Origin of the sequence: Chelatococcus asaccharovorans, from assembly GCF_003201475.1 — a bacterium.
GTDB lineage: Bacteria > Pseudomonadota > Alphaproteobacteria > Rhizobiales > Beijerinckiaceae > Chelatococcus > Chelatococcus asaccharovorans.
This window is the reverse complement of the sequence record NZ_QJJK01000017.1, coordinates 89,292-103,537: the sequence shown is the minus strand read 5'-3', so window position 1 is coordinate 103,537 and position 14,246 is coordinate 89,292. Positions and strand designations below refer to the sequence as shown.

Below are 14,246 nucleotides of genomic sequence, written 5' to 3'. Positions count from 1 at the left end.
ATATAGGGACAAAGGCCGGCGCATGCAGCCCCGAAAGACGCATGCCATCGACGCGCCGTTGGGCGGCCGTCCGACCCGCGCCGATCCTTCAGCCCCGCGGCAGCACGAAGACCTGGCCGGGATAGATCAGGTGGTGATTGCGGATCTGGTTCTGGTTGGCGTCGTAGATCACGGTGTAGCGCGCCCCGCGCCCATAGACACGCCGGCTGATCCGCCACAGATTGTCGCCGCGCACGACGGTCGTCGTATTGACCTGCGGAATGACGACGGCCGACGACGAGGCGTTTTCCGGAGGCGCGTCCGCGGCCGCGATGCGGCCTGATGCCGGCTGCGCCGCAGGCGTATTGCTGCCCGGTGGCGCCGACACTCCCCGCCCGGCGGGTGCCGGCACCGCACCGACGACGGCGGGAGCCGGCATCGTAAAGGCCACCTCGGCGCGCGATTTGACGGCCCCGTTCGACGGTTCGACATCATCCAGGCGAATGCGATATTCGCCGGGCGCCAGACCGCGTTCGATGGTGAAGGAGAGCCTGCCGTCAGGACCTGTGACGGCCGAGGCCACATAGCTGTCGTTGAGATAGAGGCGTACCGTCGCAGCCGGTGCCGCGCGGCCGGACACGAACATGCGCCCCTCCTCGGCTTCGACCGCATCCACGACGACGGCGCTTCGCGCAGCGGCCGGCCCTGGCGCGGCAGGGGCTCCGGCCGTCGGCTGCGGGGCTGACGCCGACGGACTTGCGGAGGGCGGACTTGCGGAGGGCGGACTTGCCGCGGGCGGAATGGCGGCGCCGCCGGTCTGCGCGGCGGCCGCGGTTGCGACCTGGGCCTGCTCACCCGGCCGCGACAGGATCTGGGCCGGCCTGTTCGGCGATAGCAGGGCGACCAACGGCGCGGTCTTGCGATCATTCGCCACCACGACCGATACGACATCTCCGGATTGCAGTTCCTTGCCGTCGACCAAGCAGCGGAGCGAAAGCTCGTGGGTGCCCGGCTCCAGCGCAGGCGGCACCATCGCGAAGGCGCCGGTTGCGTCGGCGATCGCCTCGCTGAGCGGCTGGCCATTGCGCAGGAGCTCGACCTTGGAGCCCGGAGGCGCACGCCCGGCCACCACCGAGGAGCCATCCGGCTCGACGCGGACGACATCGAAGGACAAGGTGGTGGCTGCCGGACGCGGCGACGGCGCGGTCGCCGGTTGTGGCGCACTGGCGGCGCCAGACTGAGGCGTGCCGACCTGTCCTGTCGGGGCCGGGCTCCCCGCCGCCGGAGCGGGCGCTGCGGCCGGGGGCGGCGCGGCAGGAGCCGAAGCCACCGGCGCAGGCGTGGTCGGTTCAACCGCTTGGCGCGGCACGCCCCAGACATAGATGAGCACCGCCAGGACCGCCGCGGCGGCGATGGCGACTGCAACCTGTATCCCGCGAGAGCGCACCATGCTGTTCCTGAACCCCCGACCCTTTGTATGACCCTCTATAACGACGCTATCCATTTACATAGGCGGCTTCCAGAGCGCGGCCCCATGCATAATGACTTTCTTGTGGCGGCAGACCGATTATTCCATTCACGTGGCGAAAAAAACACCTTAATCGCCATTCGCGGCGGTTCCATGGGCGCTCTCGGGGCGATCTGGCCTTGATGGGCTTGACGACTGTCGCGGCGGCGGCCACATCCGTTGATATGACGACTATTCGCTCAATCTGTGTTTACTGCGGCTCAGCCTCCGGAAATGATCCCACCTTCACTGCCGAAGCCACCGCGCTCGGGCAGGCAATGGCGGCGGCGGGCATCCGGCTGATCTATGGGGGCGGCAATATCGGCCTCATGGGCACTGTCGCGCGCGCTGTGCTCGAAGCCGGCGGCGAAGTGACGGGTGTCATCCCGACGTTCCTCAAGGATCGCGAGATCCTGCTGGAGGAGGCCCAGGAGACGATCGTGGTGCCGGACATGCATTCGCGCAAGCAGATCATGTACGAGCGCGCGGACGCCTTCATCGCCTTGCCCGGCGGCATCGGCACGCTTGAAGAACTCGTCGAGCAGTTGACGTGGTCACAGCTTGGCCGCCATTCCAAGCCGATCCTGCTCCTGAACACGCAGAACTTCTGGCAGCCCCTGCTCGACTTGTTCGCGCATATGAGCCAGTTGGGCTTCATCCGGCCAGGCCTCGAGGTGGGCTATCTCGTTGCCGACCACGCGCACGAGGCCATCGCGCAGATCGAGGCGGCCGTATCGGCCAAGCCGCCGCGGGCGGACGCCACAATCGTCACGCAGTTCTGAGCGATGGCCGGCATTTTCAGTACAAGCGAGGCAAGCTGTTGGACGCCTCGCGGATCCCTCCCCTCTGGGGAGGGTGGCGCCAAAGGCGCCGGGTGGGGTGCGCCCCGATGCAGCCCCGCAGGGTGTCAGTCAACATCTGCATAGAGCAAGTCCGTCTGTTCCGGACCTGCTCCGCTCGAGAATGGACGAGCAAGTTCATCAACTGAGATGGCGGTCCCGGGCCTCGTAACCCCACCCGTCCTCGCTGGCGCGAGGCCACCCTCCCCAAAGAGGGAGGGATCAGCGGCGGCGCTTTCCGCGTCATATCCGGCGGCGGAGCGGGGGTAAGCAGGCCCCTTACGCCCCGCTCGTCACCAGCTTGTAGATGATGGAGTCGTTGAGCGCCTGGAATGAGGCATCGATGATATTGGGCGAGACGCCCACCGTGCACCAGCGCGCGCCGGTTTCATCGGCGAATTCCACGAGCACGCGGGTGACGGCATCCGTGCCGCCCTGGAAGACGCGCACCTTGAAGTCGGTGAGATGGATACCCTCGATGAACCTCTGATACTTGCCGAGATCCTTGCGCAAGGCGACATCGAGCGCGTTCACCGGACCGTTGCCTTCGGCCGCGGAGATCATCACCTCCCCGTCGACCTCGACCTTGACGATGGCCTCGGCGACGGTGGTGAGTTCGCCCACCGCATTGTAGCGCCGCTCCACATTGACGCTGAAGCGATCGACATTGAAGAAGGTCGGCACGCCGCCGAGCACGCCCTTCGCCAACAGGAAGAACGAGGCGTCCGCCGCCTCATAGGCATAGCCCTGCGCCTCCTTTTCCTTCACCACCGCAAGGAGCCGCGTCAGCCGGCGATCGTCCTTGTCGACGGCTATTCCGACACGCGCGAGGCCGGCGATGAGATTGGAGCGCCCGGCCTGGTCCGAGACGAGGAGTTGCCGCTGGTTGCCCACCGTCTCGGGCTCCACATGCTCGTAGCTGTGCGGGTCCTTCAGCAGCGCAGAGGCATGGATACCGGCCTTGGTCGCGAAGGCGCTGGCGCCGACATAGGGGGCGTGGCGGTTCGGCGCCCGGTTCAGGATCTCGTCGAGCGCCCGCGACAGCGGCGTCAGGCCGCGCAGGCCCTCCGCGTCAACGCCGATCGCGAACATGTCCGCATAGGGCGATTTCAGGGCGAGCGTCGGGATGAGGCTGACGAGATTGGCGTTGCCGCAGCGCTCGCCGAGCCCGTTGAGCGTGCCCTGGATCTGGCGGGCGCCGGCGCGCACCGCGGCGAGCGAATTGGCCACCGCACAGCCGGTATCGTCATGGGCGTGGATGCCGAGATGGTCCCCGGGAACATCCCGCGCGACCTCGCGGACGATGGCCTCGACCTCGTCCGGCAGCGTGCCGCCGTTGGTGTCGCAGAGCACGATCCAGCGGGCGCCGGCCTCATAGGCCGCTTTGACGCAGGCGAGCGCATAGGCGGGATTGGCCTTGTAGCCATCGAAGAAATGCTCGCAGTCGAGCATGGCCTCCCGGCCGCTGTCGCGGGCCGCCAGCAGGCTCTCGCGGATGCCGGCGAGGTTGTCGTCCAGGCTGATTTCGAGCGCGACCTTCACCTGCTCGTCCCAGGACTTGGCGACGAAGCAGATCACGTCCGCCGCCGAGCCCAGCAGTCCGGCGACGCCGGGATCATTCGCAGCCGAGCGGCCGGCGCGCTTGGTCATGCCGAAGGCGGCAAAATGCGCCTTCCTGGTGGCCTTCTCGGCAAAGAACTCCGTATCGAGCGGATTGGCGCCGGGATAGCCGCCCTCGACATAGTCGATCCCGAGTTCGTCAAGCATGCGGGCGATCAGCTGCTTGTCGGCCAGCGAGAAATTGACCTCGGTGGTCTGCGCACCATCGCGCAGTGTGGTGTCGTAGAGATAGAGGCGCTCGCGGCCATCACTGGGGCTCGTCATGCGCGCGATCCATCAGACGCGGCGAAGGTCTTCTTCATGGTGGTATTGCCGAGCCATTCCTCGCCCACGGACACCGTATTACGGCTCTCGCCCTGATACCCCCTGCCGTCGAAGAAGGGCCGGGCGGTGTCGCTCGCGTCGACCGTAAGCGCCGTGGCGCCGCGCCCGACGGCGAGCTTCTCGACGGCGTCACAGAGCAAGGTGGCGACACCCTGCCGGGCAAAGCCGGGGTGCACATAGAGCATGTCGATATGCGTGTTGTCCTTGAGCGAGGCGAAGCCGACGACGGAGCCATCAATGGTCGCCACCAGCGTGAGGGCCGCGGTGAGGCGCGCCGCGAATTCCTGCCCGTCGGCCCTCTCGGCCCAGGCGGCGCGTTGCGCCTCGCTATAGTCGTCCTCGGTCAGTTCCTCGATGCTGTCCTGGAAGATCGCCGCGACAACGGCGAGATCGGACGGCAGGAACGGCCGCAATGCGGGAGCAGGTATGGTCTTGCCCATCAGTGTTTTGCCTCCAGCGTATAGGTGCCGTCCTTGTTGTCCTTGACGACCACGCCCTTGGCCGCGAGCGCGTCGCGGATGCGGTCGGATTCGGCCCAGTTCTTGGCAGAGCGCGCGGCGGAGCGTTCCGCAAGAAGCTCTTGCACCTCGGGGTCGTTGTGGATCGCCGCGGTCGCCTCGCCACGGATGGCGATCATCGCCTCGATGATGCGCTCGAAGCCGAGGAAACGCAGCGCCGCCTTCATGTCCTCAAACTGCCCGGCGCGCTTCATCCGATGCAGGCTCGCGACGACCTCGGCCATGTTGAGGTCGTCGTTCAGCGCGGCGACCACCTCTTCGGGCACACGATCCGCCGGCCGGTTTCCCCGGCTCGCCTGCCACCATTCGGTGAGCACGGCCTCGCTTTCCTCGAGCGCCTTGACCGTCCAGTCGATCGGTTGGCGATAATGGGTCTTGAGCATCGCGAAACGCAGCACGGCGCCGGGCCACGGCCGGCCGCCGAAGCTCTCCGTCTCCAGGAGCTGGTTGATGGTGATGAAGTTGCCGAGCGACTTCGACATCTTCTCGCCCTCGACCATCAGGAAGCCGTTGTGCATCCAGACATTGGCCATGCGGCCGCTGTCGAAGGCGCAGCAGGACTGGGCGATCTCGTTCTCATGGTGAGGGAAGACGAGATCGATGCCGCCGCCGTGGATGTCGAAGGTGTTCTTGGCCGGATCGTCGCAGGTGAGACCGCCGCCAAAGGGGGTGAGCAGCCTCGCCATCGACATGGCCGAGCATTCGATATGCCAGCCCGGGCGCCCCGGGACGGTAATGCCGCCGGGGCTGTCCCAGCCGGGCTCGCCGGGTTTCGACGGCTTCCACAGCACGAAATCCATCGGGTCGCGCTTGTAGGGCGCCACATCGACGCGGGCACCCGCCAGCATCTCGTCGAGCGAGCGCCGGGCGAGCGCGCCGTAGCGCGGGGCTTTCGGCCGCCGCTCCATCGCCGAGACGGCAAAGAGCACGTGGTCCTCGGCGACATAGGCGACCTCGCGCGCGATCAACCGCTCGATGAGGGCGCGCATCTCCGGGATATAGGCCGTGGCGCGCGGCTCCTCGGTGGGAGGCAGCACGCCGAGGGCTGCGATATCGCGATGAAACTGATCCTCGGTCAGCGCCGTGACCCTGGCGATGGCCGCGTTCAGCGGCAGGTCAGGGTAGTCGCGGGCGGCGCGCGCATTAATCTTGTCGTCCACATCCGTGATGTTGCGGACATAGGTGACACGATCGGCGCCGTAGTGATGGCGCAGGAGGCGGAACAGGAGATCGAAAACGATGACGGGGCGGGCATTGCCGATATGGGCGTAATCATAGACCGTCGGGCCGCAGACATAGAGCCGCACGTTGGTCGGGTCGATGGGGGCGAACGCCTCCTTCGCCCGCGTCAACGTGTTGTAGAGCGTCAAACCCGTATCGAGGGCTTCCACGCTGCCCAAGGCCGCCACCATGTCAGTTCCCTCTCCTGGCCGATCGGTAGAGCGCTTTCCGGGCGAGACACCGTCTGCGCTTACGTCATCCACAACGAAAATACAGGCTCGCAAGCCGTCCGGCGACATGCCCGGCATCAGCTCAAGCCAGTGCGAACATAGTTCTCAGACGACAAACGCCTGATGCCGCCGGTTGCCCTGGCCATCGGCGCGCTCTGATCGATCTCAAGGGAAAGACAAAGACGGCAACAGCCAGCGGTTACGCTAGCTGCAAATCATCGAAATCCGGGTCGTGCGGACGGTCGCCATCATGGCGCGGATCATTGCCTTCTTCCCGCGAATCCGTCAAGAGCGTGCGCGCTCTGCCAGACAATGTGCAGGCCCACGAAGGAACCTCCGGTTTCGGAATTTATTTACGCAAATGACCGAGATTGCTCTGCCGATCTCCTTAACTCCTCAGAATGTTGCAGGCCATGCGTCGCGTCCTTCTTCTCGCCGGATCAGCCGCTGCTCTCGTCGCGGCTGTATCGTTCTTGCCTGCGCCCGAGTCCGCCACGGCGGCGACAGCGGCGGCAACTTTCATCATCCCAGCCAATGACGGTTATGGCGTCGCGGATTGTCTCGCCACAGGGGGCGACTGCGCGAGCGGCGTGGCCAACGCCTGGTGCCTTGCCCAGGGCTACCGCGCAGCAAGCGCCTTCGGACCGGCGAGCGATATTACGAGCTCGACCGGCACCTCCCGCCCCGGCCCGGCAGCGATGGCCATCACCTGCGACAATTAACACGGCGGATACGCCGGACTACCGGGCCGGCGGCGCTGCGGCTGGCTCGCGGAATGCGCACGCATGCGGTCCGATCCGTGGGCCGGTGTGGCCAATCGCCTCACGGTTTCGGGCGACGTCCCGGGCCAAGGCTCCACATGCGCTCAGCGGTATCCACAAGCTTCGCAAACAGAGTCCGGATCGCGCTTCAACGCGCTGATAATCCTCATTAAAAAGCCACGGACAGCGGCGTTTGCCGATTGGCTACTTCTTCAACCATTCGGCGCAGTTCTGCACATTGGTATTGACCCCCCAGGGCATGATCGGGACGCTGGAGGTCGAGTTCTTTGGCGAGCCCTCTATCAGTTTGTCGGAATAGACGAGATAGACGAGAACGTTACGCTTGACGTCGCAGCCGCGCACGATCTGCACGCGCTTGAACACGAGCGAACGCCTCTCGCTGAAGACGACCTCCCCCTGCTCGAACTTCTGCTTGATCGTGATAGGGCCGATCTGCCGGCAGGACAGCGAGACGTCGGAGACCTCCTCGGCCACGCCGAACATGCCCTTGATGCCACCGCGCTCCGGCAGCGTGTAGTGGCAGGCCACCCCCTCGACGACAGGATCGTCGATGCCGTAGACCGCCAGGGTGTCGTCGGGTGTCAGCATTTTCCAGACGGTCGATTTGCGGAAAATGAGGTCCGGGCCATTCTGCGCCATGGCGCCCGTCGCGGCCGGCATGGCAAGCCCGAATGCCGCAAGGCCAAGCGCCGCCAGCCAGCCCCCAATACCGGATCCGGCACTCCTCGTTCCGACGAGCCTGCGACGATTCATCACGCTACTCCCTCATGACCCCAAGCCGACCGGCGCCGCGCAAGCATAGACCAAGGACGATCCGCGCTGGCCGCGCCTGCCGCATGCCCATCCCGCATGTCTGTCTTTGCACATGGATTTGCAAGTCACCGTGTTTGCAAGCTATCCGGCGCAGCATGCAGCGCGGCGCGCGCACGGTGCTCTATCCTGTACAGACGTGTCCACTCTTGATTGAGAATATATATAAACTATTGCTTTCATTGACTTTTATCCGTCTGCCGGTAGAGTCGCGAGCCGTGTCCCAATCATCGTTCCGCGGGAGCACGCGCATGGCATCATGCGATAACTCCCGTGGGGTTTCAGTGTTCCGGGCAGGCCCTCCCACGGCCGGCGCTGGAATTCAGGCGAGAGCACTATGCGCATCATTGCTTTAGGCCACGCGATCAGACAGGTGGCGCCGATGGAATTGGCGCTGTGCCTGACGGTGAGCCTGATCGCCATACTCAGCGTCGCTCAGGCTGTCGGCCCTTCCCATGCCCTGCGCGCCCGCTTCATCTCGCTCGCCATGGCCTGGCCGAATGAGGATCCCGCCTCGCCGGCGGCTCGCGCCACCGACCAAGCCCTCCCGAGCCAATCCGGCTTGGATTGAAAGCGATCGACGCCATTCAAGTCGGTGAGATTGCTCGTCTATTGGGGAGCGGAGCCAATCCGCGCCAGACGGACATCCTCTACGAACAACCGCCCTGTTTCACCGCGATTCGTGTGTGTCAGCGCACAACACTTCGCCGCCGCGCGCACAGATTTCAGGCGAGCCCGCTGGACCTCGACAACCCCTGCTGTGCTAGAAGTTGTCAACTGGTCCTCCATCCTCGCATGTTAGGGGCCAAGCGACATTCAGGTTTGGAGCGCGGTATGGAGCATAATCGTCCATTCCCCGGAGGAGACCTCAGGGGGAGCGGAACCGGCAGCGAGGCCGATCTCCGGAAGGTTTCGCACCGCTCACAGACCCTGGCTGGCACTTGGCCCTTGAATTAAGGGTTATCTCTTCCGACCCCGACGGTGATCGCGCTCCATGTCCTCCCCCACATCCCGTGGCCCCCTATCGTCCGCTGATGCCCCGTCCGCCAAGGTTGCTTCCGCCGTGAGCCCCCATGACGAAACCGAGCCTCTGACGCTGACGCTCAGCCGGTTCATTCCCTATCGCCTCAATGTCTTGGCGCAGGTCGTCGCGGAGGGGCTCGGCCGCATCTACGAAAAGCGATTCGGCTTCGGATTGCCGGAATGGCGGACCATCGCCCTGCTCGGGGAACTGGGCGAAATGACCGCGCGCGACATCGGCGCGCATACCCGCATGCACAAGACGAAGGTTTCGCGCGCCACGGCAGCGCTCGAGGATCGCGGGCTGGTCGAACGCCGGGCCAACGAGCGTGACCGCCGCGAGGCGTTTCTCTCCCTCACCCCCGAGGGGCGCGCGCTCTATACGGAGATCATCCCGCTCGCAATAAGCTATGCGGAACAATTGATTAAGGACATTCCCGCAGAAGAGCTCGCCGCCTTCGACCGGGTCATCGAGCTCTTGATGCAACGCTCGGGTATCCCGGTGGACGCGCCGCCCGAAATGGACATGTAAGGCCGGCGGTCCATGTTACGACGGCTATCGCCAAGGCCGCGGCGGAGTTCAGCCCGCTCCGCCTTCAATCCCTTGTGTTCCTGAAATGGCCGCATCCCCCTTCCCCATCGCCGCGACACACTTTAGTCAATCTCGACGCCGATACATCCTCATGCCGCTACCGCTGAGGACAATGACAGGACCCATCATGATCAGCCGCCGCGCGGCATATGCCATTGCAGCCTCATTTGTCTGCACCCTGCTGACGGGTGGTGCTTATGCTCAGGAGGTGGTGTCGCCTGCCGCGTGCCAGCGCTATCGCGCTGAGCTCGCCTCCCTCCCGCGCGGCGGAGGGCAGGCCCAGCAATATGCGGCGGCGGCGCAGCGCCAACGCGCGGAACTCGATCGAACGCGAGGCTATTATCAGCAGCTCGGCTGCGACCGGGGCGGCGGGCTCTTCGGCGGCCAGCGCCCGGCGGATTGCGGCAGCCTGCAGACTCGCATCTCGCAGATGCAGGCGAACTATGACCTGCTCCGTTCCCGCGCCAGCGGCGGCGACGCGCAGACCGAGGCGCGCCGACGCGAGTTGTCAGCCGCGGCCGCACAGGCCTGTGCCCCGCGTACGGCGGCCGCACCGCGGCAGCGCGGCTTCTTCGAAATGCTGTTCGGCGGCGGCCAAGCCGAGCCGGAGGGCGCTCCCCAGGCGGATCTCGACGGTCAGGCTCCCCCCTCCCCGGGCGAGGGTGGCGGCGAAAAGCGCCTTGGCGGCTCGCGCGCCGTCTGCGTGCGCCTCGCCGATGGCTATTTCTTCCCGCTCGGCGGCCCGGCATCAGGCCGCAGCGGCGCGCAGGAACTATGCCAGGCGCAATGCCCGGCCTCGCCGACGGAGCTGTTCTTCATGGCCCAGGGCGGGAACGTCGCCCAGGCGATCAGCGCGACGGGCCGTCCTTATTCCGACCTTCCCAGTGCCCTGCAATACGAGCGTACATTCAATCCCGCCATATCCTGCCGACAATTCGGGGAGAGTTGGGCGCAAGCTCTGCAACCCGCCGAATTTCTGCTGGAACGGCGGAAAAGCGATATCATCGTGACCGCCGAGAAAGCCGAAGAGCTGTCCCGGCCGAAGACGACGGCCACGTCCCAGCGGACCAGCGAACGCCAGGCCGCTGCCGCGAAAGCCGCCGCAGCGGCGAAGGTGGAGGACGACGAGGACGCCGCCGACAATGCGGCCGCCAACGATCCGTCGGTGGTCCCGACGGCGAGTGCCGCATCATCCGGCATTGGTCCGCAATCGATCGAGGAAGTGACCACCGTCGATCAGGGCGACGGCGCGCTGCGCGAGGAGGTTGGCCCCGACGGGCAGCGGCGCAAGGTGCGCATCGTTGCGCCCTATCTTGTGGCCAGCCCGCAGAACTCGGTGCTGATCAACCCGCATTAGAGCTTTATTCGATCGCATCAAAGCGCTGCGACTTCACTGCCATGGCCGGGCAGGTTTCGACAGAGACCGACATGGGTCGGTCATCCGTCATGGCCGGGCTTGTCCCGGCCATCCCGTTCAGTGAGGTTGCAATGCCTTTCCAAGGGTCATCACCGGATGAAGCCCGGTGATGACGACAGTTCCCTTAAGAAAATCCTTGAAGCTCGGTCGACGTCAGGCGCGCTCGCCGCGCAGCCGCGCAGCCGCCTTCACGCCGCCGATCAGAGGCAGCAGCGCGGCCAGCTCCGGTCCGTGGTCATGGGCCGTCAGCGCCAGCCTGAGCGGCATGAACAGCGCCCGACCGCCGACGCCCGTCGCGGCCTTCAAGGCCTCCGTCCAGGACTTCCAGGTCGTCGCGTTCCAAGGCTCCGGTGGCAGCAGATCCGCCGCACGCGCGGTGAAGGCATGGTCCTCGATGATGGGATCGATCGGTCCCTCCACCACCTGCCACCACTCCCGGGCATCGGCCAGCCGCTCCAGGTTGCCGCGCACGGCAAGCCAGAAGGTCTCGCCGCCCTCGACCCCGAGCAGCCGCAAGCGCTTCTGGACAGCGCCATAGGAGAAGCCATGGAGAAGCTTGGCATTCAGCCCGGCAAGCTCGGCCTCGTCAAATTTGGCGGGCGCGTGGGAGAGGCGCGCGAGATCGACCAGCTTCGCCAGTTCCTCGAGAGAGGCGACCGGCCGCACGGCCTCGGCCGAGCCGACGAGCACCGCGAGAGACGCGACGGCCATGGCCTCGATGCCCTGTTCGCGCAGCCCCCGCAGCGACAGATGCCCCAGACGCTTCGAAAGCCCCTCGCCGCTCGCCGTGGTCAGGAGATTGGTATGGGCAAAGGCCGGGACGACGCCGTCGAGCGCATCGATCAGCGAGATCTGTACGGCCGTGTTGGTAATATGATCCTCGCCTCGGATCACATGGGTGATGCCAAGGTCCAGATCATCGACCACCGACGTGAAGGTGTAGAGATAGGTGCCGTCGCCCCGCACCAGAACGGGATCCGACAAGGTCGCGGTGTCGACCTCGATCAGCCCGCGCGACAGGTCGGTCCAGCCGACCGTCCGGTGCGTGAGCAGGAATCGCCAGTGGGGTTTGCGCCCCTCGGCTTCGAAAGCGGCGCGCTGCTCCGCCGTCAGGCTGAGCGCGGCACGATCGTAGATCGGCGGCTTCCCGCGCGCGAGCTGGCGCTTGCGGCGGCGGTCGAGCTCGTCGGGCGTCTCGTAGCAGGGATAAAGCAGTCCCTTCGCCCGCAAGACTTCGGCGGCGTCATCGTAAAGCGCCAGCCGATCGGATTGCCGGACGAAGACGTCCGGTTCGATCCCGAGCCAGGCGAGATCTTCAGACACCGCGTCGGCATATTCCTGCGTGGAGCGCACCCGGTCCGTGTCGTCGAGCCGCAGCACGAAGCGCCCGCCGTGGTTGAGCGCATAGAGAAAGTTGAGCAGCGCCGGACGGGCGTTGCCGATATGGAGATAACCCGTGGGTGACGGGGCGAAGCGGACGACGGGGGAAGAATGCGCAGTCATGGATCTGCCGTTCGGGCTGTCGGTGTCTGTCAGGCAGCGCTGGCCCGCCCCGTCGCCGATCCGGAGGATCCCGCGAAAGAACAGGTCGCGCGTGAAGGCGCGGCGTTCAGATGTCGGCCTGACTGGCCGACGTCGCCACCATGACTCGGCTTCGTCGTTGCGGACCGATTGTCCCCGTGTCACGAAAGCGATTGGTAATGGGATAGCGGCGGTCGCGCCCGAAGTTCTTGGCCGTGACCTTGACGCCGGGGGGAGCCTGGCGGCGCTTGTATTCGGCGAGATAGAGCAGCCGCTCGACCTTGTTCACCGTCGCGCGGTCATGTCCCCGGGCGACGATCTCGGCCACGCGCAGTTCCTCCTCCACCAGCCCGACGAGGATGTCGTCCAGCACGTCATAAGGCGGCAACGAATCCTGATCGGTCTGGTTCTCGCGGAGTTCCGCGGTCGGGGCCTTGGTGATGATGTTCTCCGGGATCACCGCGCCGTCCGGGCCGAGCGCGCCTGCCGGCTTCCAGCGGTTGCGCAAGGCGGACAGCCGGTAGACCTGGGTCTTGTAGAGATCCTTGATCGGGTTGAAGCCGCCGTTCATGTCACCATAGAGCGTGGCATAGCCCACCGACATCTCGGACTTGTTGCCGGTGGTGACGACCATCGCCCCGAATTTGTTCGAGATCGACATGAGCAGCGTGCCGCGCGCACGGCTCTGCAGGTTCTCCTCGGTGATATCGGCGCTGAGGCCGGCGAACAGCGGCCGAAGCACATCTGTCAGCCCCGCGACGGCGTCGGCGATCGGCAGGATATCGTAGCGAATGCCGAGCGCCTTCGCGCAGGACGACGCGTCGGCCAGGCTCTCCCCGGATGTAAATCGATAGGGCAGCATCACGCAATGCACGCGTTCGGCGCCGAGAGCATCGACCGCCATCGCCGCGCAGAGCGCCGAATCGATGCCGCCGGACAATCCGAGTACCACGCCGGGAAAACCGTTCTTGCGGACATAGTCGCGCAGGCCGAACACGCAGGCCGCGTAGTCGGCCTGGTCACCTTCATCCAGAACCGCCTTCTCGCCGGGGCTGCAGCGCCAGCCCAGATCGGTGCGCTCGAAGGTGGCGAGAGAAATAACCTCCTGGAACGCCGGCATCTGAAGGGCGAGCGCCCCGTCGCCATTGAGCACGAAGGACGCACCGTCGAAGGTGAGTTCATCCTGCCCGCAGACCTGGTTGAGATAGACCAAGGGCAGCCCGCTCTCGGCGACACGCGCGGCGGCTATGTTGAAGCGTACGTCCAACTTGTCGCGGGCGTACGGCGACCCGTTGGGAACGAGCAGGATCTCGCCGCCGGTATCGGCAATGCACTCCACCACATCCTCACCCCAGATATCCTCGCAGATCGGCAGGCCGACGCGCACGCCGCGCAAGGTGGCCGGCCCCGGCAGAGGTCCTGCCGCGAACACACGCTTCTCGTCGAAGACGCCGTAATTCGGCAGATCCACCTTGAAGCGGACGGCGCTCACCGTGCCGTTGTCGAGAATGGCGTAAGCGTTATAGACCGTGTCGTTCTCGGCCCATGGCAGGCCGATGAGCACGGCAGGGCCGCCATCCGCCGTCTCGACCGCAAGGGCCTCGCAGGCGTCCCGGCAGGCGTCCTGGAAGGCCGGCTTGAGAACGAGGTCTTCCGGCGGGTAGCCGGCAAGGAAAAGCTCGGGAAACATCACCGCATCGGCGCCGAGACGCGCGGCCTCCGCGCGCGCCGCACGGGCCTTGACGAGATTGCCGCCGACGTCGCCCACTGTCGGATTGAGTTGCGCGAGGGCGATGCGAAGAAGATCAGACGATGCGCTCATGATCACGGTCTAGACCATGATTTTGAAAAGGGAAAGGCGATGTT

Annotated in this window: 12 protein-coding genes; 5 read left to right on the top strand and 7 right to left on the bottom strand. The window is 65.7% G+C overall.

The window, feature by feature from the left end; all coding sequences use genetic code 11:
• Positions 1–88 precede the first annotated feature (88 nt).
• Positions 89–1,429 carry a LysM peptidoglycan-binding domain-containing protein gene (locus tag C7450_RS29745; protein ID WP_110378121.1) on the bottom strand — a complete coding sequence of 447 codons (1,341 nt, stop codon included), beginning with the start codon at positions 1,427–1,429 and terminating at the stop codon, positions 89–91.
• Positions 1,430–1,671: 242 nt separating this feature from the next.
• Between C7450_RS29745 and C7450_RS29740 the strand changes: the two genes are divergently transcribed.
• Positions 1,672–2,268 (top strand): LOG family protein, encoded by a 597-nt coding sequence (locus tag C7450_RS29740; protein WP_110378160.1) that lies wholly within the window; start codon positions 1,672–1,674, stop codon positions 2,266–2,268.
• A gap of 336 nt (positions 2,269–2,604) precedes the next feature.
• Here the strand turns inward: C7450_RS29740 and cimA are convergent, their stop codons facing one another.
• Genes cimA through cysS form a run of 3 tightly spaced genes read right to left on the bottom strand, consistent with a single transcriptional unit; the run spans position 2,605 to position 6,199 of the window.
• A complete protein-coding gene (gene cimA, locus C7450_RS29735) occupies positions 2,605–4,209 on the bottom strand; it encodes a citramalate synthase (protein ID WP_110378120.1) in 1,605 nt (534 codons plus the stop codon).
• Positions 4,206–4,709 (bottom strand): GNAT family N-acetyltransferase, encoded by a 504-nt coding sequence (locus C7450_RS29730; protein ID WP_110378119.1) that lies wholly within the window; start codon positions 4,707–4,709, stop codon positions 4,206–4,208. Before C7450_RS29730 ends, cimA begins: the two co-directional genes overlap by 4 nt.
• On the bottom strand, positions 4,709–6,199 hold the full coding sequence (gene cysS / locus C7450_RS29725; protein WP_110378118.1) for a cysteine--tRNA ligase: 1,491 nt from the start codon (positions 6,197–6,199) through the stop codon (positions 4,709–4,711). The genes C7450_RS29730 and cysS overlap by 1 nt, the downstream gene beginning before the upstream one ends.
• Positions 6,200–6,651: 452 nt before the next feature.
• Here cysS and C7450_RS29720 point away from each other — a divergent pair, with 452 nt between their 5' ends.
• Entirely contained in the window at positions 6,652–6,960 is a 309-nt protein-coding gene (locus C7450_RS29720) for a hypothetical protein (protein ID WP_146227587.1), read from the top strand.
• Between the two features lie 243 nt (positions 6,961–7,203).
• Here the strand turns inward: C7450_RS29720 and C7450_RS29715 are convergent, their stop codons facing one another.
• Entirely contained in the window at positions 7,204–7,680 is a 477-nt protein-coding gene (locus tag C7450_RS29715) for a CreA family protein (RefSeq protein ID WP_210206577.1), read from the bottom strand.
• 487 nt (positions 7,681–8,167) lie between these two features.
• Here C7450_RS29715 and C7450_RS29710 point away from each other — a divergent pair, with 487 nt between their 5' ends.
• The 3 genes from C7450_RS29710 (at position 8,168) to C7450_RS29700 (ending at position 10,799) form a co-directional block, all read left to right on the top strand.
• A complete protein-coding gene (locus C7450_RS29710; RefSeq protein ID WP_110378115.1) occupies positions 8,168–8,401 on the top strand; it encodes a hypothetical protein in 234 nt (77 codons plus the stop codon).
• A 492-nt stretch (positions 8,402–8,893) separates the two neighbouring features.
• Positions 8,894–9,382, top strand: a complete 489-nt coding sequence (locus C7450_RS29705) for a MarR family winged helix-turn-helix transcriptional regulator (RefSeq protein ID WP_245450219.1) — start codon at positions 8,894–8,896, stop codon at positions 9,380–9,382.
• Positions 9,383–9,569: 187 nt separating this feature from the next.
• Entirely contained in the window at positions 9,570–10,799 is a 1,230-nt protein-coding gene (locus C7450_RS29700) for a DUF2865 domain-containing protein (RefSeq protein WP_210206573.1), read from the top strand.
• Between the two features lie 213 nt (positions 10,800–11,012).
• Here the strand turns inward: C7450_RS29700 and gltX are convergent, their stop codons facing one another.
• Both gltX and C7450_RS29690 read right to left on the bottom strand, forming a co-directional pair.
• Positions 11,013–12,362 carry a glutamate--tRNA ligase gene (gene gltX / locus C7450_RS29695; protein ID WP_110378112.1) on the bottom strand — a complete coding sequence of 450 codons (1,350 nt, stop codon included), beginning with the start codon at positions 12,360–12,362 and terminating at the stop codon, positions 11,013–11,015.
• A gap of 106 nt (positions 12,363–12,468) precedes the next feature.
• On the bottom strand, positions 12,469–14,202 hold the full coding sequence (locus tag C7450_RS29690; protein WP_110378111.1) for an NAD+ synthase: 1,734 nt from the start codon (positions 14,200–14,202) through the stop codon (positions 12,469–12,471).
• Positions 14,203–14,246: the final 44 nt, after the last annotated feature.